The organism is Oerskovia sp. NPDC060287, assembly GCF_042726775.1.
Taxonomy (GTDB): Bacteria; Actinomycetota; Actinomycetes; order Actinomycetales; family Cellulomonadaceae; genus Oerskovia; species Oerskovia merdavium.
On record NZ_JBHXBO010000014.1, the window covers coordinates 16,829 to 36,782 of the forward strand.

15 protein-coding genes are annotated in these 19,954 nt (G+C 73.5%); 7 read left to right on the forward strand and 8 right to left on the reverse strand.

Features of this window, described 5'->3' with window-relative positions:
• Positions 1-86: 86 nt before the first annotated feature.
• Entirely contained in the window at positions 87-1,514 is a 1,428-nt protein-coding gene (gene aceA / locus ACFWFR_RS02565; RefSeq protein ID WP_377617445.1) for an isocitrate lyase, read from the reverse strand.
• A gap of 175 nt (positions 1,515-1,689) precedes the next feature.
• Between aceA and ACFWFR_RS02570 the strand changes: the two genes are divergently transcribed.
• Positions 1,690-3,216, forward strand: coding sequence for a helix-turn-helix domain-containing protein (locus ACFWFR_RS02570; protein ID WP_377617447.1), 1,527 nt, complete (start codon positions 1,690-1,692; stop codon positions 3,214-3,216).
• Between the two features lie 17 nt (positions 3,217-3,233).
• On the opposite strand, the gene ACFWFR_RS02575 is transcribed toward ACFWFR_RS02570, so the two are convergent.
• Positions 3,234-4,841 carry a methionine--tRNA ligase gene (locus tag ACFWFR_RS02575; protein WP_377620977.1) on the reverse strand — a complete coding sequence of 536 codons (1,608 nt, stop codon included), beginning with the start codon at positions 4,839-4,841 and terminating at the stop codon, positions 3,234-3,236.
• 305 nt (positions 4,842-5,146) lie between these two features.
• Positions 5,147-5,755, reverse strand: coding sequence for a TetR/AcrR family transcriptional regulator (locus ACFWFR_RS02580; RefSeq protein WP_377620979.1), 609 nt, complete (start codon positions 5,753-5,755; stop codon positions 5,147-5,149).
• A gap of 64 nt (positions 5,756-5,819) precedes the next feature.
• Between ACFWFR_RS02580 and ACFWFR_RS02585 the strand changes: the two genes are divergently transcribed.
• Positions 5,820-6,947 (forward strand): saccharopine dehydrogenase family protein, encoded by a 1,128-nt coding sequence (locus ACFWFR_RS02585; RefSeq protein ID WP_377620981.1) that lies wholly within the window; start codon positions 5,820-5,822, stop codon positions 6,945-6,947.
• Here the strand turns inward: ACFWFR_RS02585 and ACFWFR_RS02590 are convergent.
• Positions 6,895-8,790 (reverse strand): alpha/beta hydrolase, encoded by a 1,896-nt coding sequence (locus ACFWFR_RS02590; RefSeq protein ID WP_377620982.1) that lies wholly within the window; start codon positions 8,788-8,790, stop codon positions 6,895-6,897. The genes ACFWFR_RS02585 and ACFWFR_RS02590 overlap by 53 nt on opposite strands.
• 130 nt (positions 8,791-8,920) lie before the next feature.
• The gene (gene nhaA / locus ACFWFR_RS02595; RefSeq protein WP_377620984.1) at positions 8,921-10,339 is read right to left on the reverse strand and encodes a Na+/H+ antiporter NhaA; all 1,419 of its coding nucleotides are present in this window, start codon (positions 10,337-10,339) and stop codon (positions 8,921-8,923) included.
• A gap of 231 nt (positions 10,340-10,570) precedes the next feature.
• Between nhaA and ACFWFR_RS02600 the strand changes: the two genes are divergently transcribed.
• A complete protein-coding gene (locus tag ACFWFR_RS02600; RefSeq protein ID WP_377620985.1) occupies positions 10,571-11,359 on the forward strand; it encodes a hypothetical protein in 789 nt (262 codons plus the stop codon).
• A 7-nt stretch (positions 11,360-11,366) separates the two neighbouring features.
• Here the strand turns inward: ACFWFR_RS02600 and ACFWFR_RS02605 are convergent, their stop codons facing one another.
• Positions 11,367-11,942, reverse strand: coding sequence for a DUF1697 domain-containing protein (locus ACFWFR_RS02605; protein WP_377617458.1), 576 nt, complete (start codon positions 11,940-11,942; stop codon positions 11,367-11,369).
• A gap of 3 nt (positions 11,943-11,945) precedes the next feature.
• Positions 11,946-13,028, reverse strand: a complete 1,083-nt coding sequence (locus ACFWFR_RS02610) for a formylglycine-generating enzyme family protein (RefSeq protein ID WP_377620994.1) — start codon at positions 13,026-13,028, stop codon at positions 11,946-11,948.
• A gap of 688 nt (positions 13,029-13,716) precedes the next feature.
• Here ACFWFR_RS02610 and ACFWFR_RS02615 point away from each other — a divergent pair.
• The 3 genes from ACFWFR_RS02615 to ACFWFR_RS02625 all read left to right on the forward strand — a co-directional run bounded on the left by ACFWFR_RS02615 (position 13,717) and on the right by ACFWFR_RS02625 (position 17,860).
• Positions 13,717-14,352, forward strand: coding sequence for a PadR family transcriptional regulator (locus ACFWFR_RS02615; protein ID WP_377620987.1), 636 nt, complete (start codon positions 13,717-13,719; stop codon positions 14,350-14,352).
• Between the two features lie 82 nt (positions 14,353-14,434).
• Entirely contained in the window at positions 14,435-16,153 is a 1,719-nt protein-coding gene (locus tag ACFWFR_RS02620; protein WP_377620989.1) for a DHA2 family efflux MFS transporter permease subunit, read from the forward strand.
• Between the two features lie 447 nt (positions 16,154-16,600).
• The gene (locus tag ACFWFR_RS02625; protein ID WP_377620996.1) at positions 16,601-17,860 is read left to right on the forward strand and encodes a PhoH family protein; all 1,260 of its coding nucleotides are present in this window, start codon (positions 16,601-16,603) and stop codon (positions 17,858-17,860) included.
• 70 nt (positions 17,861-17,930) lie between these two features.
• Here the strand turns inward: ACFWFR_RS02625 and ACFWFR_RS02630 are convergent, their stop codons facing one another.
• Positions 17,931-19,271, reverse strand: coding sequence for an FUSC family protein (locus tag ACFWFR_RS02630; RefSeq protein WP_377620991.1), 1,341 nt, complete (start codon positions 19,269-19,271; stop codon positions 17,931-17,933).
• 74 nt (positions 19,272-19,345) lie between these two features.
• Between ACFWFR_RS02630 and ACFWFR_RS02635 the strand changes: the two genes are divergently transcribed.
• Positions 19,346-19,834: a MarR family winged helix-turn-helix transcriptional regulator gene (locus ACFWFR_RS02635; RefSeq protein WP_068627015.1), complete on the forward strand. Its 489-nt coding sequence runs from the start codon at positions 19,346-19,348 to the stop codon at positions 19,832-19,834.
• The last annotated feature ends 120 nt before the right edge of the window (positions 19,835-19,954 follow it).

Consider the following 19,954-nt stretch of genomic DNA (forward strand, 5'->3'; position numbering starts at 1 on the left):
CGCGAGGTAGAGGGGAGTGGTCGAGGTTGAGGGCTGGAGCCCTCTACCTCGACGCGAGACCTCTACCTCGGCGAGGCGGGCAAGGCTTAGTGGAACTGGGCGGTCTCGGTGGATCCGGCGAGCGCGAGGGTGGCGCTGTCGGGGTTGAGAGCCGTGGCGACCCGGTCGAAGTAGCCGGTGCCGACCTCCCGCTGGTGGCGGGTGGCCGTGTAGCCGTCGGCCTCGGAGGCGAACTCGGCCTCCTGCAGCTCGACGTAGGCGCTCATCGCGCGGTCGTTGTACCCGCGGGCGAGCTCGAACATGGAGTGGGACACGGCGTGGAAGCCGGCCAGGGTGATGAACTGGAACGCGTAGCCCATCGCGGCGAGCTCCTTCTGGAAGCTCGCGATCTGGGCGTCGTCGAGGTGCTTCTTCCAGTTGAACGACGGCGAGCAGTTGTACGCGAGCTTCTTGTCGGGGTGCTGCGCGTGGATGGTCTCGGCGAACCGGCGCGCCAGCTCGAGGTCCGGCTCGCCCGTCTCGACCCAGATGAGGTCGGCGTAGGGGGCGTAGGCCAGGCCGCGCGAGATGACGGTGTCGATGCCCGGACGCGTGCGGTAGAAGCCCTCGGCCGTGCGCTCGCCCGTGAGGAACTCCTGGTCGCGGGGGTCGACGTCGGACGTGATGAGGTCCGCGGCGAGGGCGTCGGTGCGGGCGATGATGACGGTCGGGACGCCCGCGACGTCGGCCGCGAGGCGGGCCGCGTTGAGGGTGCGGATGTGCTGCGAGGTCGGGACGAGGACCTTGCCGCCCAGGTGGCCGCACTTCTTCTCGGACGCGAGCTGGTCCTCCCAGTGCACGCCCGCCGCGCCGGCCTCGATCATCGAGTGCATGAGCTCGTAGGCGTTGAGGGGGCCGCCGAACCCCGCCTCGGCGTCGGCGACGATGGGGGCGATCCAGTCGCGCTCGGGCGTCCCGAGGGGAGACTCCGCGGTCTCGATCTGGTCGGCGCGCAGGAGGGCGTTGTTGATGCGGCGCACGACGGCCGGGACCGAGTTGGCGGGGTAGAGCGACTGGTCGGGGTAGGTCTGGCCCGACAGGTTGGCGTCGGCCGCGACCTGCCAGCCCGAGAGGTAGATGGCCTTGAGACCGGCGCGCACCTGCTGCACGGCCTGGTTGCCGGTCATGGCGCCGAGCGCGGCGACCCACTCCTCGGTGTGGATGAGGTCCCACAGCTTCTCGGCACCGCGACGGGCCAGGGTGCGCTCCTCGCGCACCGAGCCGCGCAGGGCCACGACGTCCTCGGCCGTGTAGTCGCGCTGGACGTCGGCCCAGCGGGGATCGGTCGACCAGGAGAGCGCGAGGTCGGCCGCGGACTGACGCTGGTCGCCGGGGCGTGAAGGTGCGTGCCCGGGGGTGTGGCCAGAGGGTGCGACGGGGGCCGTGACGGCCTCGGTCCGGGAGGCCGCGGACGCCGGGCGGGGCGTGGCGTACTCGTTCTCGGAGCGACGGCTGATGATGGGCGGGGTGGTCACGGGGTGCCTCCAGAGCTTCGTTGCGTGCGGTGGTACTCGTTCCGGTCCGCTCGTGGTGAGCGGTGGCCGTGGAACGACCTTCCTTCGCCGCGCAAGGGGTCCACAAGGGCTTCTTTCGTAGAAGAAGTCGAGTTCTTCTGTTGTGCGCAAGGAGTGACGTGTGTCACCCTCAGTCATGGCAACTGACCCCGGCCCGGCGCAGAAGATCGCTGCGCCGCCCCGCGAGATCCTCGGCCCCCTCGGCGGCACGCTGGCCGTCGAGGACGAGGCCGACGCCCTGACGATCGGCCGCCGCATCCGGCACCTGCGCACCGAGAGGGGCATGACGCTCGACGACCTGGGTGCCGCGATCGGGCGTGCGCCCTCGCAGGTGTCCGTGATCGAGAACGGGCGCCGCGAGCCCAAGTTCTCCCAGCTCCAGGCCATCGCCCGTGCGCTCGGCGCGAGCGTCGAGGACCTGCTCTCGGCCGAGCCGCCCACCCGGCGCGCGGCCCTCGAGATCGAGCTCGAGCGGGCGCAGCGCGGTCCGCTGTTCGCCTCGCTCGGGCTGGGCGCGGTGCGGGTCGGCAAGTCCCTCCCGAGCGACGCGCTCGAGGCCATCGTGGGCCTCCAGCGCGAGCTCGAGCGCCTGCACACCGAGCGGGCCGCGACCCCCGAGGAGGCGCGCCGCGCGAACACCGAGCTCCGCGCGACCATGCGCGCCCAGGACAACCACTTCCCCGAGCTCGAGGCCACCGCGCGCGAGCTGCTCGACGGCGTCGGGCACGCCCGCGGACCCATGTCGCAGCGCGTGGCCGCCGACCTCGCGACCCACCTGGGCTTCTCGCTGCACTACGTGCACGACCTGCCGCACTCGACCCGCTCGGTCATCGACCTGCGCCACCACCGCGTGTACCTGCCCAGCACGGGCACGCGCGCGTCGAGCGACCCGCGCTCGGCCCTGCTCCAGGCGCTCGCGTCGCACGTCCTGGGCCACCACGAACCGCGCGACTACGCCGAGTTCCTGCGCCAGCGCGTCGAGGCCAACTACCTCTCGGCCGCGCTGCTGCTGCCCGAGCGGGACGCGGTCAAGCTCCTCAAGGAGGCCAAGGACGCCCGCGAGATCTCGGTCGAGGACCTGCGCGACGCGTTCTCGGTGTCCTACGAGACTGCGGCCCACCGGTTCACGAACCTCGCCACGACGCACCTGGGCATCGGGGTGCACTTCATGAAGATCCACGAGTCCGGGATCATCCACAAGGCCTACGAGAACGACGGCGTGCGCTTCCCCGCGGACCCCCTCGGCGCGGTCGAGGGCCAGTACGTGTGCCGCCACTGGACCGCGCGCACGGTGTTCGCGGTCGAGGACCGCCTGAGCCCGTTCAGCCAGTACACCGACACCCCGACCGGCACCTACTGGTGCACCTCGCGCGTCCAGGACTCCGACGACGGCCAGTTCTCGGTGAGCGTGGGCGTGCCGTTCGCGCACGTCAAGTGGTTCCGGGGGCGCGAGACGAGCGAGCGCACGGTCTCGCGCTGCCCCGACGAGTCGTGCTGCCGGCGCCCGCCCGCCGCGCTGACCGAGCGCTGGGGCGAGCAGTCGTGGCCCAGCGCGCGCCCGCACGCGAGCATGCTGGCCGCGATGCCCGTGGGGGCCTTCCCGGGCGTGGACCAGACCGAGGTCTACCGGTTCCTCGAGGCGCACGCGCCGGCGCTGCGGTAGCCCAGCGAGGCGACAGGTCAGCCCAGGCGGGGGAAGACCGGCACCGGCGTGCCCACGCGGTCGGTGCCGGATTCCTGCCCGCCGCCCGCGGGCCCGCCGAGCTGCTCGCGGAGCCGCGCGGCGCCGTCGGGCACGAACGGCGAGAGCTCGACCGCCACGACCCGGCACGCCTCGACGAGCCGCGCGAGCACCTCGTCCAGGTGCGCAGCAGCCTCCGCAGCGTCCGCGTCCCCGGCCCGCTCGCGCGCCGCGAGCTCCCACGGCTTCTCGGTGTTCACGTACCGGTTGGCCGCGTCGACGACGCGCCGCACGGCTCCGGTCGCGGCCCGCAGGTCGGCGTCCGCGAGGGCCGCGTCCACGGCAGGGGCGACCTGCCCGACGGCGGAGCCCAGCTCGTCGGGTGCGCTCGCCCGGGTGCGGGGGAGCGCAGGCACGATGCCTCCCCGGAACCGGTGCACGAGCGTGAGCGTGCGGTTGACCAGGTTGCCCACGCCGTGTGCCAGCTCGTCGTCGTGCCGGGCCACGAGGCGCTCGGCCGTGAACTCGGCGTCGCCCAGGAGCGGGACCTCGCGCGCGAACCACCAGCGCAGCGCGTCGGTGCCGTAGGCGTCCACGAGCCCGACGGGGTGTACCGCGGTACCCGCGGACTTGGCGAGCTTGGCGCCGCCGGCGGTGACGTAGTCGTGCACGTGGATCGTGGTGGGCAGCGGCTCGCCCGCCGACAGTAGGAGCGCGAGCCAGTACACCGCGTGGAAGCGGGTGATGCCCTTGCCGATCACGTGCACGCGCTCGTCGCCGCCGGACCACCAGGTGCGGTAGTCGTCCGCGGCGCCCGGGTCGGCCTGGTCCGAGCCGTAGCCCAGCGCGGTGACGTAGTTGGTCAGCGCGTCCCACCACACGTAGATGACCTGCGACGGGTCGCCCGGGACGGGGACGCCCCACCCGTCCGAGCGGGTCGCGGGCCGCGAGACGCTGAAGTCCTCGAGCCCCGCGTCGACGAACGCGAGGACCTCGTTGCGCTTGGCGGGCGGGTTGATGCGCACGCTCCCCGACGTGATCTCCTCGCGGACGCGGGCGGCGTAGCGGGACAGCCGGAAGAACCAGTTCTCCTCGACCACGCGCTCGGGCAGGGGCAGGTGCTCTGGACAGCGGCCCGACGCGTCGAGCTCGTCGGGGGAGTAGAACTGCTCGCAGCCCGCACAGTACAGACCCTCGTAGGAGCGCAGGTAGAAGTCGCCGGCCTCGGCGCACCGCCGCCACAGGGCCTCGACGCCCGGCCGGTGGCGGGCGTCGGACGACGTCGACAGGAAGTCGTCCGTGGACAGCGACAGCGCGGGGCGCAGGGCGCGGAAGTCCTCGACACGCTCGGCGACGAACTCCCCGACCTCGCGGTCTGCCGCTCGGGCCGCGCTCACGTTCTTGAGGGCGTGGTCGTCGGTGCCCGTCAGGAAGCGGGTCGGTCGCCCGCGCAGTCGCGCGTGGCGGGCCAGGACGTCCGTCTGGACGAGCTCGAGCGCATGGCCCAGGTGCGGGTCGCCGTTGACGTAGGGGATCGCGGTCGTGACGTAGAAGGTGGGGCTGCTGGGTGGTGTCGTGCTGCGGGGCTGGGCGGGTGCGGCGGTCATGGCGGTGGTCCTCTCGAGGACTGCGGCACCTCGGGAGGTGCCTCGACGGGCGCCTCGACCGCACCGGGCCCGGACACACGAAAGGCCTCGCTGCGGCGAGGCCTTGGGTGGTGACGAGCGTGCTCAGCGCATCACGAAGGGCCCCGGGTGGGGCGCATCATGACGGTCGACGAGCAGCTCATGCGTCCGACCCTAGCAGCGTCGCGGCGCGGTCCTGAAGCCGGTGGGCATCGGGTGGGATCAGGTGGGCCTGGCGCGGTCGGGCCCGTCGGCCGGTCGGCCGTCCAGGTGTCGCGCCCGGCGCGCTACGGCAGGAGCTGACGCACGAGCGCGTCGGTCGCCCAGTCCTGCCAGGCCTGAGGGGACCAGCCCAGGTCGAGCACGAGCGTGCCGTACGTGTCCGGGCCGAGCAGTGCGTGGGTGACGTCGGTCGCGACCTGCGTGCTGGTGCGGAGCGCGGACTTCGTGGCGAGCGCGCTCGTCAGGGTCGCGGCGACGGTCCGTCGTTGCTCCTGGTTGGCGGCCCACAGGTCGGCGAGGGCCGGCAGGCCGGGCGCGGCGTCGCGCAGCACGCGCAGGAGGGGGGCGACGCGTTCGAGGACGGCGCGGGCGCCCGCGCCGTGCAGGGCGAGGTGACGTGCGGGATCGGGCTCGGCGAGCACCTCGCGGGCCCAGGGGCGGTCGAGCGTGGCGACGTCGTCGTGGTCTCCCGCGACGCGGACGTCGAGCAGCTCCTTGAAGAGCGCGTGCTTGGTGCCGAACGTGTAGTAGATCGTCTGTGTGGCCACGCCCGCCGCGCGTGCGACGTCCTCGACCGAGGTGCGGGTCCAGCCGTTCGTGACGAAGAGCTCGTGCGCCGCGTCGAGGATGCGGGTGCGTGTCGCGCGGGCCTTCTCGGCGCGGGTGGGGGGCATGGGTCTCCGGGGGACGGTCGCCGACAATTGACTGTAGTGAGACTACAATGATATTCACTAGAGCATGACTCTAGTGAATGTGCGGGACGTGCTCGTGATCGGTGGCTACGGGGCGGTCGGGTCCGTCGTGTGCGAACGGCTCGCCGAGGCGATCCCCGGGCGCGTGGTCCCCGCAGGGCGCAACCTTGATGCCGCGGAGGCGCTCGCGCGACCGATCGGCTCCCCGCGCGCGGTGCGCGTCGACCTCGCCGACCCCGCGACCCTCGTTGCAGCGCTCGACGGCGTGGGCCTGGTCGTCCTGGCGGTCGAGCCCGGTGACGACCGGGTGGCCCGGGCGTGCCTCGCACGGGGCGTGTCGCTCGTGGACGTCTCGGCGTCCCGCGAACAGCTCGAGGCGACCGAGGCCCTCGACGAGGTCGCCCGTGACGCGGGCGCCGCGGCCGTGCTGAGCGTGGGCGTCGCGCCCGGGCTCACGAACCTGCTCGCCCGGCGTGCGCACGACCTGGTCGGAGGTGCCCAGGAGATCGACGTCGCGGTGGTCCTCGGCGGGGGCGAGGCGCACGGCGCGGACGCGATCCGCTGGACGGTCGACGGGCTGGTCGGTCCGCAGCCCGACGGCGGCGCACGCCAGGTGCTGCTGCCCGGCCTCGGGCGGCGCACCGTCCATCCCTTCGACTTCTCCGACCAGCACACCCTGCGTCGCACGCTCGACGTGCCGCACGTGACGACGCGGTTCGCGCTCGACTCCCGCCTGCTGACCGCATCGGTGTTCGGGGCGCGGCGCGCGGGGGGCCTGCGCGCCTTCCGCGGCGGGCGCGGGCGGCGGGCGCTCGCATCGGTCTTCGCCGCCGTGCACGTCGGCGGTGACCGGTTCGCGCTCGCCGCCACGGCGCGCCACGGCGACCGCGAGGTCCAGGTCTCGCTCGTCGCGTCGGGCCAGGGGCGGGTCACGGGGCTCGTCGCGGCCGAGGTGGCGCTCTCGGTCCTCGCGGGGCACGTCGCGCCGGGCGTGCGTCATGTCGAGCAGGTCGACGGCCTGGCCGACCTGCCGGAGCGGCTCGTCGCGGCCGGAGGAGAGGCGGCCGTCGAGGTGTTCGTCGACGGGGGCGCTCAGCCCTCGGGCGCGGAGAGCGGGTGCCTCAGCCCGTCGAGCTCGACGCGGCCGGCTGCTTGGTCAGCATCTGCTCCTTGAGGCGCAGCGTGTCGTCCTCGTCCCAGCCGTCGGGGGCGTTGAGCGCCGACCAGCCGTCGGCGTACTCGAGGTAGTAGACGTGCCCGTGACCTGCGGGGATGTCCGAGGCCGCGGCCACGAAGAGGTCGCCCGTGAGCTGCCAGAACGTGACGACGGGGCGCCACTGCACGGCGTCGAGGACATCGGGCCCGCGGGGCTCGCGCATCCAGTCGGGCTCGGACCACAGGGTCGTGGGGGACCACCACGTGACGCCGTCGGACGCGTGCTGGACGTACACGACACGCGGTGTCTCCCACGTTCCGGGCACCGACCAGATGTTGGCCGCGCTCGAGACCTCGGTGCCCCACCGGACCTGTGCGCCCTCCTCGTACACGGGCGAGTACTCGAGCGAGCCGGCGTCGCGGTGGTTCGTGAAGTCGGTCCAGTTGGGCGTGAAGTTGGGCGTGCCCACGAACATGGCCCCGTCGGTGCGGGTCGTCATGTCCTGCAGGCCGCTGAACGCGCCCTGCGCACCGAACGAGCCGAGCGAGATGCCGAACGCCATGAGCTGCGGACGCGAGTCCTCGGGCTGCTTCGACCACGCCTCGTACACGGCCTCGTAGAGGGCCTTGCCAGCGTTCGGCGGGGTGCTGCGGTCACCGACGAAGCTGATCCAGCTCGGCAGGTACGAGTACTGCATCGAGGCGATCGCGGTGTCGCCTCCGTGCATGAGCTCGAGCGAGTTGCTCATGCCGGGGTCCACCCAGCCCGTGCCGGTCGTGGTGGCCACGACCAGGACCGAGCGGTCCCAGGCGTTCGTGCGGTCGAGCTCGTCGACCACGCGCTGGGCGGTCGCGTCGAGGTCGCCCTCCGGGTCGAGACCCGCATAGACGCGGATGGGCTCCTGGACGTCGGCCGGGTCGACCACGTCGCCGCCCGCGGCGAACTCGGTCAGCTCGGCCTGCGTGGGGCCGAGCGCCACGAACCGGCGCCCTTCGGCACCGAGCGACTCCCAGGACGAACCGGACTCGGGCGAGCCCGACCGGTCGGGCGAGGTGGGCGGGGCGAGGTCCGGGTCGATCTTCTCGTTGGCGCTCGCGTAGACGTTGTTGAGCATGTGCAGCGCGCCGGCCCAGATCACGCCGTTGAAGAGCAGCACGACCACGACGGCGACGATCACCCCGCTCAGGAAGCGGGCGACCGGCTTGGGCATGATGTTGTCCACCAGCAGGCTCACCCACTGCGCGACGCGGCGCAGCGCGCGGCCGAGCTGCAGGACGCCGATCGCGATGAGGACCGCGACGAACACGACCGCGACGTCGTTGGCGGGCGCCTGCTCGGGCATGCCGAACAGGGCGCGCAGCTCGTGCTGCCACCGGGCGCCCAGGACCAGGAAGACCGGCACGAGGACGATCGTCGCGGCGCCCAGGACCCACCAGGCGATGCGGCTCACGCGTGGGCTCCAGCGGATCCGGAGCCCCACCTTGAGGGCGAACCACTCGACGAACGCCCCGATCCCGTACCCGCCGACCATGCTCATGCCCGTGATGAGCGCCTGGTAGTACCAGGCGCGGGGGATGAGCGAGGGCGTGAGGGAGAAGCAGAAGAACAGGAGGGCGAGGACGAGCCCGGTCGTGGAGAAGCGTCGCACGTAGTGCTGGAGCCAGGCCCACGCCCGACGGCGCAGCGGTGGCCGCGTGCTCGCCTCGTCGTCGGGCGTGGCCGGGCGGGCTGGGGTCCGTGCGCCGGAGCTGCCCGTCGGCCCGGCGGGGCCGGCGGGGCCGACGGTGCCGGCCGCCTCGGGGACCTCGGGCGTCCCGGCGTCCGGAGCGTTCTCGGGCTTCTGCGTGACGTCTGGCTGCACGGGTGCGATCGTACGGGGCTGGGGGTTTCGCGCCACCGGGCGCCGGGTGAAGCCGGTGGGGCGGTCCCCGCCGGGTGAGGGAGTCCGGAGCGCTCGCGGCTCCCGCCACCTCGCCCGGCCGGGACCTGGCTCAGCGCTCGTCGTCGGCGGCGTCCCCGATGTACGTCGAGACGTCGTCGGGCAGCCCGTCCTCGTTCATGTCGTCGGAGCGCTTGCGCCGGGCGTCCCAGCGCAGCGCCGTCGCGGCGAGCAGCGCCGAGATCACCGAGGCCAGCAGCACCGCGGCCTTGGCCGAGTCCGTGTGCTCGGAGTCGGGGAAGGACAGCTCGGCGATGAGGAGGGAGACCGTGAACCCGATCCCGGCGAGCAGGCCCACGGGCAGCAGGTCGCGCACCCCGATGCCGGGCGCGAGCCGCAGCGGCGTCAGCCTCGTCACGAGCGCGGTGACGCCGAGCACGCCGATGCCCTTGCCGACCACGAGCCCCACGATGATGCCGATCGCGACCGGCTGGCCGATCATCTCGCCGATCCCGCCGCCGTCGACGAGCGAGACGCCGGCCGCGAAGAACGCGAAGATCGGCAGGGCGATGCCCGAGGAGATCGGTCGGACGACGTGCTCGAACCGGTGCGTGCGCGAGGTCTTCTCGCCGAACAGGACGACGGCCGGGACCGTGAAGCCCAGGAGCACGCCCGCGACGGTCGCGTGGATCCCGGACGCGTGGACCAGCGCCCAGACGACGAACGCGAGCGGGAGCAGCAGCCACCAGTGCGTGCGGCGGCGGCGCACCAGGAACGCGAACAGCGCGACGCCCACGAGCGCCAGGCCCAGCGGGGCCCAGTGCAGGGTCTCGGTGTAGAAGACCGCGATGACGACGATCGCGAGCAGGTCGTCGACCACGGCGAGCGTGAGCAGGAACGTGCGGATCGCCGTCGGGAGCCCGCGGCCGAACACCGCGAGGACCGCGAGCGCGAACGCGATGTCGGTCGCGGTCGGGATGGCCCAGCCGTGCACGGCGTCGGCGCCGCCTCCCCAGAGCGCGACCGTGACGTAGAGGATCGCGGGCACGATCATGCCGCCCACGGCCGCGAGCATGGGGACGCCGGCCTGGCGCGGGTTGCGCAGCGAGCCGGCGACGAACTCCTGCTTGAGCTCGACGCCCACCACGAAGAAGAAGATGGCGAGCAGCCCGTCGGCGGCCCAGGTGGACAGCGACAGGTCGAGGTGGAGGGACTCGGGTCCGAACGTGAGCGCGGACAGGTCGAAGTACGCCGCGCGCCAGGGCGAGTTGGCCCACACGAGCGCGATGATCGCGGCGCCGATGAGGAGCGCGCCGCCCGTGGTCTCGCGTGTGACCCAGCGCTTCCATCGCTGCGCGGCGCCGGGGCGCGGCGCGGGCTGGGCGGCGGGCGAGGGGGCGGGGTTCTCGCTGCCCGACGGCGTCGCGCCAGCAGGGAGGTTCACCGCGCCGTCCGCGGTCGCCGGGCCGGGCGTCGCGCTCGTGCGGGGGGAGTCGTCCGGGGTGGGGGTGTGCTGCTCGTGCGTGCTCACAGGGCTCCTGTGGTTGAGGGGTCGTCGACGTCACGCCGACCAGACTTCCCGGCACACCAGCGTCCCATCTTACCGGTGGCCCGGCTCGGGCGGGCCCGCCCGTCGTGTCCTGGACCGGACCGGAGGAGGACGGCACGCTCGCCGGGGGATGCCGGAAGGTGGACACGGAAGCGACCGAAGTCCGCCGAAAGGGGGATGTCTCGGACACCCGCCCCGCAGGAGCATGTACGGGTGTACGAGAAGACCCCTGACGCGCCCACCCCCACGCCGCCCTCCGCATCGACCACCCCTCGCACCCCGGAGGAGACGGTCGTGGGGTGCTCGTCCGCCGACACGCTGTTCCTCCGTGCCGTCCTCCCGGTCCTCGGTGCCGCGGCCGGCGTCGGCCTGCGCTGGCTCGCGGCGTGGATGTCCGGCCTGTCGTGGGCGCCGTGGCAGGGCATCGCCCGGTCTGTCGACACGCTCGCCGACAGGTGGGGTGCGTGCACCGTCGTCGGGCTCGCGATCGTGGGCGCGATCGTCGGAGCGGTCTTCGCCCAGCACCTGGTCGAGACCATGGGGCGCGTCGCGGTGACGTCCACGGGGGCCGGGTTCAAGACCAAGGACACCCTCGAGACCCTTGGGCGCTCCGAGGTCACCGACGTGTTCGCGGACGGCAAGGAGATCGTCCTCCTGCGCGGCGAGCGGGAGGTCGCCCGGTGGTCCGCCGACCTGCCCTCCGCGGAGGTCCGGGCGGCCTTCGACACGCACGGGTGGCCCTGGCGTGAGACCGGCGACCCGTTCCGTGCGGCATACCGCCCGTGGGCGGCAGGCGACCTGGGGCTTCCCGCGGGGGCCGACGCCCTCCTGCGCGCACGAGCCGGACTGATCGACGCGGGAAAGGACGACCACGTGCGCGAGCTGCGAGCCGACCTCGCGGCGATCGGGGTCGTGGTGCGGGACGAGGGGACCGTGCAGCTCTGGCGTCCGGTCGCGCCCGCCGCGCCCACGGGCGCGATCGGCGTCGAGCGCCGGGCCTGAGGGAAGATCAGCCCGCCGCGTCGACCAGCCCGGCGAGCTTGGTGACCGTGTTCCAGTTCCTGGCCGTGCCCCACAGCCCGACCGTCCGCAGCAGCACCGCCGGCGTGAGCCTCGAGGTCCCGACCCCGCCCTGGTACCAGGTGTAGCTGACCGGCCCGGACCACGCCATGTGCTCGACCCCGTAGGCGAGCGGGTCGAGCGCTGCGACCCGCTCCGGGTCCGGTGCCGCCGGGTAGAACGTCAGCAGCAGGTGCGACGGGTCCTGGCCCGCGGCCTCGGGGAAGGGGTTCGCGGCGACCGCTCGCTCGAGGTCCGCGCCCGTCAGCGCGAGCACGTCGACGTCCAGCCCCAGGCGCCGGGCGAGCCCTGCGCGCACGAGGCGCGCGACGTCGTCGGGCCCGGAGGCTCCCGACGTCCCCGGCGAGACGACGAGGTTCCCGCTGTTGAGGAGCGTGCGCGCGCCCGCGAACCCTGCGTCCTGCGCGACAGCGCGCAGGTCCGCCGACAGGACCTTGCGGCCCCCGCCCACGTTCACCCCGCGCAGCAGCACCGCGTAGGCCGACGGGACGCTCGACCCGGACACGCCTCAGCCCAGGAGGTTGCGCGCGGACGCCGGCATGCCGGGCGTCGACGGGGCGACCGCCACGGGCGGGCGGACCACGCAGCGGAAGCCGATGTGGCTCGTCGCGGTGTCGACCGCCTGGGGCGAACGAGCCGCGGGCCGGTAGCGCAGGCAGTACTCCGGTGCGCACAGGTGCGACCCGCCCTTGAGGACCTTGCGGGGGATCGCCGAGCCGGGCTCGGCGCTCGCCGCGGCCCGAACGTCCGTCGCGGTCTCCTCGTCGAGGCCGGCCGCTCCCAGCGGGTCGTGCGGGGCGGGGTGGGCCGCTGCCATGGCCGCGCCGGTGCTCGGCGCGCAGCACGCGGGCATCTCGATCGTGAGCGCGTCACGTGCCGCGGCGACCTCCTCGGCCGTGCGGGCGTCGACCGCGTGGTTGGGCGTGTAGAAGGACGAGGTCCACTCCCAGACGTTGCCGGTCATGTCGGCGAGCCCGAACCCGTTCGCGGGGAACGTCCCTACGGGGCTCGTGCCGACCCACCCCCGGGCGCCCGTGTTGCGGTACGGGAACGAACCCTGCCAGTGGTTCGCGAGGAGCTCGCCGTCGGGCTGGTACTCGTCGCCCCAGGCGAAGCGTGCGCCGTCGAGCCCGCCGCGTCCTGCGTACTCCCACTCGGCCTCGGTGGGGAGCGACCTGCCGGCCCACGCCGCGTAGGCCTGGGCGTCCTCGTACGAGACCTGCACGACCGGGTGGTCCTCGCGGCCCTCGATCGAGCTGCCCGGGCCGTGCGGTGCGCTCCACCGGGCCCCGGGCTGCCAGCGCCACCACTGGCGCCAGTCGGAGAGGTTCACAGGACCGGCGGTCGGGGTGAAGACGAGCGCCCCCGGCTGGAGGTCCTCGACCGCGACGCCCGGGTAGTCGGCCGGGTCGAGCGGACGCTCGGCGACCGTGACGTAGCCCGTCGCGTCGACGAACGCCGCGAACTGCGCGTTGGTCACCGGGTGCTGCTCGATCTCGAACGGGCCGACCGTGACCTCGTGGACAGGAGCCTCGTCGGGGTAGAACTCGGTCGATCCCCGCCGGTACGTGCCGCCGGGCAGCGGGACCAGGGGCGAGAGGGTCGAGGTCGGGCGGGCCGTCACGGGGGCCGTCGCGGGGACGGTCGTGCCGGCCTGACCGGCGCTGCCGGTCGTCCCGCCGTCGGGCCCCTTCGTCTGCTCGGGTGCCGATGACGTGCCCGCTGCCGTGTCCATGCGTCTCCTCGTGTCGAGCTCGTTCTCGATACCGCTCTGATGCCGCCCGGACACCGCTCCGGTGGCGGGCCGTGCCGGCGTCCGCACCGGTGCCGTTCGGTGGCCGCGGTCGGGGTGGTGCTTGACCTGCAGCGATGTCGTCCGTCCTGCCCGCGCGCACCGCCCGTCCGAGCCTAGTGCCGTGAGTGGCGACCGGAGTAGTCAACACCTCGGCAGCATGCGGGCACGTCGGCCCGGTCCGTCGGTCGTGCGCGGTGGGGTAGTGGCCTGCCGTCAAGGTAGAGGTGGCGGGCCCTCTGCCTCGACGCGAACCCCCTACCTCGCCGGACGACGGCAGAGACACGTGACATGCCCCACCGTGGCGGCATCGCCCTCGACCCTGCCGCTGCGGGGGCGTATATTCCGACGGGAATATTCCTGGGGGAACGACCGTGCTGGAGTGCTCGCGCACACCTCCCGCCCCGGCTCTCCGGCCACCCGTCGGGCCGCTCGCACGAACCACACCAACGAACCAACGAACCACCCCACCGTCAGGAGGCGAGACATGGCACGCAAGGAGCTGTCCGCTGCTGCGCTCCTCCTGCTCGGGCTCCTCCACGAGCAGCCCATGCACCCCTACCAGGTCCACCAGACGCTCAAGCAGCGCGGGGACGACCGGCTCGCGAGCATCACGCCGGGCTCGGTCTACCACGCGATGGACCGCCTGGAGTCCGAGGGGTACGTCGAGGTGGTCGGCACCGACCGCGAGGGCAACCGTCCGCAGCGGACCACCTATCGCCTGACCGGCGCGGGGCGTGACGCGTTCGCCGACCGCACCGCGCTGCTGCTCGGTCGACCCCGACGCGAGCACCCCTCGTTCCCGCTCGCGCTCTCGCAGGCGCACGCGATCGACCGGGCGAGCGCGGTCGACGCGCTGCGGGACCGGCGGGCCGCGTCGGCCGAGGAGCTCGCGTCCTACACCGCCAGGTACGACGTCGTCCGCAGCCACGGGCTGCCACGTCGCCTCCTGCTCGACGTCGAGTACGACATCCACCGGATCGAGTCCGAGCTGGCCTGGATCGACCGCCTGCTCGCCGACCTCGACTCCGGCGCCCTGGACTGGGACGAGTCCGTCCCGCAGTCCTTCCGTGACTTCTCCGCCGCCCGCTCGCGGGCCGCGGCCGCAGGTGACGTGCCCTGACGGGCCGCCGGCGTCACGCCGGTTCCGCTGCTCGCGCAGCCCTTCCTGAACTCCCCGCACTTCTCCGAGCCCGAGGACACCCATGACCACCACGCCACCCTCTTCCGAGAGCCTGCCGACGACCGGCACCCGGACGGCCCCCGCCACGCCGACGCTCGCTGCACCACCGGAAGGCCCGCCCGCAGGCGCACCCGGGGCGCCCGGCGCGACCGCAGGACCGCCGCTCGTCGACCTCGGCGGGCGCAGCCCGTGGAGCATCCTGCCCGCGCTGTGCCTGGGCTTCTTCATGATCATGGTCGACACCACGATCGTGAACATCGCGGTCCCCACGCTCGTCGACACGTTCGACACGACCCTCACCGCGGTGGGCTGGGTCAACAGCGCCTACCTGCTCACCTACGCGGTGCTGCTCCTGCTCGCGGGTCGCCTGGGCGACCGGTTCGGACCCAAGCCCGTGTTCGTCCTGGGGCTCGTGGTCTTCACGCTCTCCTCGCTGTGGTGCGGGCTCTCCGGGTCGGTCGAGATGCTCATCGTGGCCCGCGCGGTCCAGGGCGTCGGTGCCGCCCTCATGACCCCGCAGACCATGTCGATGATCACGCGCGTCTTCCCGCCGCGTCAGCGCGGCGCGGCGATGGGGCTGTGGGGCGCGGTCGCGGGTGTCGCGACGATCGCGGGACCGCTGCTCGGCGGTGTGTTCGTCGAGTCCTGGGGCTGGGAGTGGATCTTCTTCGTCAACATCCCCGTGGGTGTCGTGGCTCTCGTCCTGGCGCTGCGGAGCCTGCCGTCCCTGCCGACCAACAAGCGCAGCTTCGACATGGTCGGGGTCGCGCTGTCGATCGTGGGCCTGTTCCTGTTCGTGTTCGGTCTGCAGGAGGGCGAGACCTATCACTGGGGCACGGTCGTGGGCCCGCTCACCATCTGGTCGATCATCGGCCTGGGGGTCCTGGTGCTCGCGGCGTTCGTGCTGTGGCAGCGGCACCTGGGCGACCGCGCCCTGCTGCCGCTCACGCTCTTCCACTCGCGCAACTTCTCGCTCGCGAACGTGTCCGGCATGGCCGTGTCGTTCGGGATGATCGGGATCTTCTTCCCGCTGACGATCTTCCTGCAGTCGATCCTGGGTCTCTCGCCGCTCGAGGCGGCGCTCATCAACCTGCCGGGGTCGCTCGTGTCCGGTGTCGTGGCACCGTTCGCGGGCAGGCTCTCGGACCGGATCCCGGCCAAGTGGGTCGTCGCGACGGGCTTCGCGCTGCTCGCGGCGTCGGTCGCGTGGCTCAGTGTCGCGATCACACCTGACGCGAGCACCCTGTCCATCGTCGCGCCCATGACCCTGTTCGGGATCGGTACCGGCGCCGTCTTCTCGCCGCTCGCCAACCTCGCCACGTCGGGGCTCGACCACCGCACGGCGGGCGCCGGCGCGGGCGCGTTCAACACGTTCCGTCAGGTGGGCGGCGTGATCGGTTCGGCCGCGATCGTCGCGACCCTCACGAGCCGTCTCTCGGCGACCCTGCCCGCGGCCGCGCGCGACGCCGCGGCGGGCCTGCCTCCCGAGCTCCGCCAGCCGTTCCTCGACGGCTTCGCGTCGGCCGGCGGGTCGTACACGGGCGCTGCCCAGAGCTTCGATCTCCCGGCGGGCATCCCGCCCGAGGCCGCAGCGCAGATCCGCGAGGCCGCCACGACCGCGCTGCACCAGGGATTCTCGGTCGCGGTCGGGCAGACGCTCCTCGTGACGTCGGCGGTCCTGGTGATCGGGCTCGTCGCGGCGCTCGCCATGCGGGGGACGCACGTCGCGCACGCGGACTGAGCACGCGGCGACGGAGCCCGACGGCGGAGCGTGCGTGCCGCCGTCGGGCGTGCCGGGCCCTGCCTGCCCCGTCCCAGGGGGCGGGCGGGGCCGTCACGTGAACGGCAGGTGACATCTCGGACGCGCGGCGTGTCAGGTCGACGCGGCTGAACTTCACGGGCGTAGTTTCGAACGTGACGGACGACACACGTCGTCCTCCGGGAGGCCATCCGATGGAGTTTCTGCTCCGCGCAGGAGGGCCGGCGCCGGCCTTCTGTCGGCCGGTCGCCTGCCCCACCCAGCGAGAACGGCGCTGAGCGCCGGAGGGAGCCTGCTGTGGTCCGAACCGCCTCTGCTTCTGGAGCTGCACCCGACGTCACGGACATCGCGTCCCGTGGCACGACGTCCCCCGAAGGTCTGCGCACCTTCGTCATCGACACGTCCGTGCTCCTGTCCGACCCGCGAGCCATGCTGCGCTTCGCCGAGCACGACGTCGTCCTCCCCGTCGTCGTCATCACCGAGCTCGAGGCCAAGCGCCACCACGCCGAGCTCGGGTACTTCGCCCGCAGCGCGCTGCGCATGCTCGACGACCTGCGGGTCAAGCACGGCCGCCTCGACGCCCCGCTCCCCGTGGGGGCCGTGGGCGGGACGCTGCGCGTCGAGCTCAACCACACGGACCCGGCGGTGCTTCCCGCCGGGTTCCGTCTGGGCGACAACGACACGCGCATCCTGTCGGTCGCGGCCAACCTCGCGAGCGAGGGCTGCGACGTGACCGTGGTGTCCAAGGACCTGCCCATGCGGGTCAAGGCCTCGGCCGTGGGTCTGCGGGCCGAGGAGTACCGGGCCGAGCTCGCGATCGACTCGGGCTGGACCGGCATGGGCGAGATCGACGTGAGCGACGAGCAGATGGCCGACCTGTGGGAGCACGAGTCGGTCGAGCTCTCGGCCCTCGACGCCGCCACGGTCGCGGCCGCCGAGCCGCTCCTGGTGCACTCGGGGCTCGTGGTCCACTCGCCGCGCGGCTCGGCGCTGGGCCGCGTCACGGCAGACAAGCACGTGCAGCTCGTCCGGGGGGACCAGGACGTGTTCGGCGTTCACGGGCGCTCTGCCGAGCAGCGCATCGCGATCGACCTGCTGCTCGACCAGGAGATCGGGATCGTGTCGCTCGGCGGGCGTGCCGGGACGGGGAAGTCCGCGCTCGCGCTGTGCGCGGGCCTCGAGGCGGTGCTCGAGAAGAGGCAGCACCGAAAGATCATGGTCTTCCGTCCCCTGTACGCCGTGGGCGGCCAGGAGCTCGGCTACCTGCCCGGCTCCGAGGCCGAGAAGATGAACCCGTGGGCCCAGGCCGTGTTCGACACCCTGGGGGCGCTCGTGTCCAAGGAGGTCATGGAGGAGGTCGTGGACCGCGACGTCCTCGAGGTCCTGCCGCTGACCCACATCCGCGGACGCTCGCTCCACGACGCGTTCGTCATCGTCGACGAGGCCCAGTCGCTCGAGCGCAACGTCCTGCTGACCGTGCTCTCGCGCATCGGCCAGTCCTCGCGGGTCGTCCTCACGCACGACGTCGCCCAGCGTGACAACCTGCGCGTCGGGCGGCACGACGGCGTCGCCGCGGTGATCGAGGCGCTCAAGGGTCCCCCGCTGTTCGCGCACGTGACCCTGACGCGCTCCGAGCGCTCGCCCGTCGCGGCGCTCGTGACGGAGATGCTGGAGAGCATCGAGGTCTGACCGCGCCCGATCGGCGGCGGGTCGTGGCCCACGCTCCTGACGGGGCGGGGGCCACGTCGCGCTCCCGCGGTCAGGCCGCGGTGCTTCCGGCGCTCGGTGCTGCCGGGCGTCGCCGCGCGTGGACCAGCACCACGGTCAGCACGCCGACGACCGCGCCCACGGCCGTGTCGAGCGCCCGGTCGAGCGCGATGCCCTCTCCGGTCCCGCCGAGCGACGTCATGAGCAGGGCCATGGGCGTGATGGTCAGCATCGCGAGGCCGTAGTGACGCCCCACGACGATCTCGGTGACGACCTGGAGCACGACGACGAGCGCTGCGGTGGCCCAGAACCCGAGGTGCGCGTCGAGCAGCGGCCACGCGATCAGGGCGCCGGCGACCGTGCCGAGCGCCCGCTGGAGCGCGCGGACCACGGCGTGCTGCGTCGTCGTGCCCTGGAGCGTCGCGGTGGCGCCCATCGCGGCCCAGGCCGGGTGGCCGAACCCGGCGACCTGCGCGACCGCCGCCGCTGCGGCCGCCGCGAGCGTCACGCGGGCCGCACGCAGACCCCAGCCTCCGTCGGTGAGGGACCTGCGGGCGGTCTGGCGCAACGAGAGACGAGGGGGAAGGGCGGCGGGGGTCCCGGCCGCCCCGGAGAGCTCGTCGGCGAGCCGTAGCGCGGCGGCGCGCGTGCGGCCGTGCGAGGCGTCGTCGGCGAGGACGGTCCGGGCCAGGGTCACGGCCTCCTGCGCGCGCCCGACGGCGCCACGGTCCTCGGGCGCGAGGGCTGCGGCCTCGGCGGCGAGGGTCGCGCGGCGCACGGCGAGACGCGCGGGTCCGCTCGGCCGGACCAGGAATCCTGCCAGGCACACGACGCACGCGACCACGACGCCCAGGAGCGCGGCGAGGCCCCGCGGGGCGAGGTCGGCGAACGTGGGCGCTCCGGCCAGGCCCGCACCGGCCGCGAACACGACGATCGTGGCGCCGGGCGCACCCGTGCGCACGAGCTGGCACAGGGCCGTCATGCCGCCCGCGAGCAGTGCGACGACCCCGAGCGTCACGGCGGCCGGGGCGCCGGCGGCCGTGATCGCGGTCGTGAGCAGGATCGAGCCGATCATGGTCGCGCCCACCAGGGCGAGCAGCGCGGCACGACGGCGGTACGGGTCGAACCGCCCGTAGAGCGAGGTCAGGGCACCGAGGGCCGCGAAGCCCGCGAGGTCCTGGTGCCCGCTCGTGGCGGCGAGGACGAGCGCGAGAGCGACGCTCGCACCGCACCGCAGGGCTGCCGCGAGGGTCGCGTCGACCGAGGTGAGTCGGAGCGCGGCCCGCAGGTGGGAGGGGTCGAGGACCTCGCGTGCGGCGGTGCGGACGGGGGAGCGTCGATCGGCTGGTGGCTCGGGGGACAGGGCTGTGGCGGTCGCGGAGGAGAGTGGCATCCCGTCCAGGGTACGCCTCGTTCGCAGATGTTTCACTAGTGAACTAGTTGGGGACGGGCACTACGCTGGGTGCCGTGGACTACGTGGAGCGCCTGCGCGAGCAGTGGGCAGAGCAGATGCCCGACGTCGACGTGTCGCCCGCCGACTCGATCGGCCGGATCACCCGGATCGCCGCGCTGCTGGCCGAGGCGAGCGACGCTGCCCTCGCGCAGCGGTCGCTGACCCGCCCCGAGCTCGAGGTGCTCACGGCCCTGCGGCGCGCGGGGCGCCCCCTGCGCGCACGCGAGGTCACGACCATCACCCGTGCGCCCGGAGCCTCGATCACCAAGCGGCTCGACCACCTCCAGCGCGAGGGGCTCGTCGAGCGGACCGTCGTCGAGCGCGACCGGCGGGGTGTGCTGCTCTCGCTCACCGAGGAGGGGACCCGGCTCGTCGACGAGCTCTTCCCCGCCCAGCTCGACCGCGAGCGTGCCGCGCTCGACCGGCTCACCGACGACGAGCGCGAACGCCTCGCCGAGCTGCTCGCGATTGTGCTGCGCCGGGTGGACCCGGTCGAGTACTGAGCCCGTCGTGCGGGTCTGGCCGGCTCGGCCCGCCTGCGGGTTCGGCACGCCCGCGGGGTCGGCGCGTCCGGCATCGAAGGACGGACCGACGACGGACGGCGTGGGCCGGGTGCAGTCACC

What these genes read in the sequence shown, in the direction of transcription:
- ACFWFR_RS02625 (WP_377620996.1), top strand. Translation starts at nt 16,601, where the DNA reads ATGCTGCGCTTCGCCGAGCACGACGTCGTCCTCCCCGTCGTCGTCATC.
- ACFWFR_RS02630 (WP_377620991.1), bottom strand. Translation starts at nt 19,271, where the DNA reads ATGCCACTCTCCTCCGCGACCGCCACAGCCCTGTCCCCCGAGCCACCA.
- ACFWFR_RS02615 (WP_377620987.1), top strand. Translation starts at nt 13,717, where the DNA reads ATGGCACGCAAGGAGCTGTCCGCTGCTGCGCTCCTCCTGCTCGGGCTC.
- ACFWFR_RS02570 (WP_377617447.1), top strand. Translation starts at nt 1,690, where the DNA reads ATGGCAACTGACCCCGGCCCGGCGCAGAAGATCGCTGCGCCGCCCCGC.
- ACFWFR_RS02575 (WP_377620977.1), bottom strand. Translation starts at nt 4,841, where the DNA reads ATGACCGCCGCACCCGCCCAGCCCCGCAGCACGACACCACCCAGCAGC.
- ACFWFR_RS02585 (WP_377620981.1), top strand. Translation starts at nt 5,820, where the DNA reads ATGACTCTAGTGAATGTGCGGGACGTGCTCGTGATCGGTGGCTACGGG.
- ACFWFR_RS02580 (WP_377620979.1), bottom strand. Translation starts at nt 5,755, where the DNA reads ATGCCCCCCACCCGCGCCGAGAAGGCCCGCGCGACACGCACCCGCATC.
- ACFWFR_RS02620 (WP_377620989.1), top strand. Translation starts at nt 14,435, where the DNA reads ATGACCACCACGCCACCCTCTTCCGAGAGCCTGCCGACGACCGGCACC.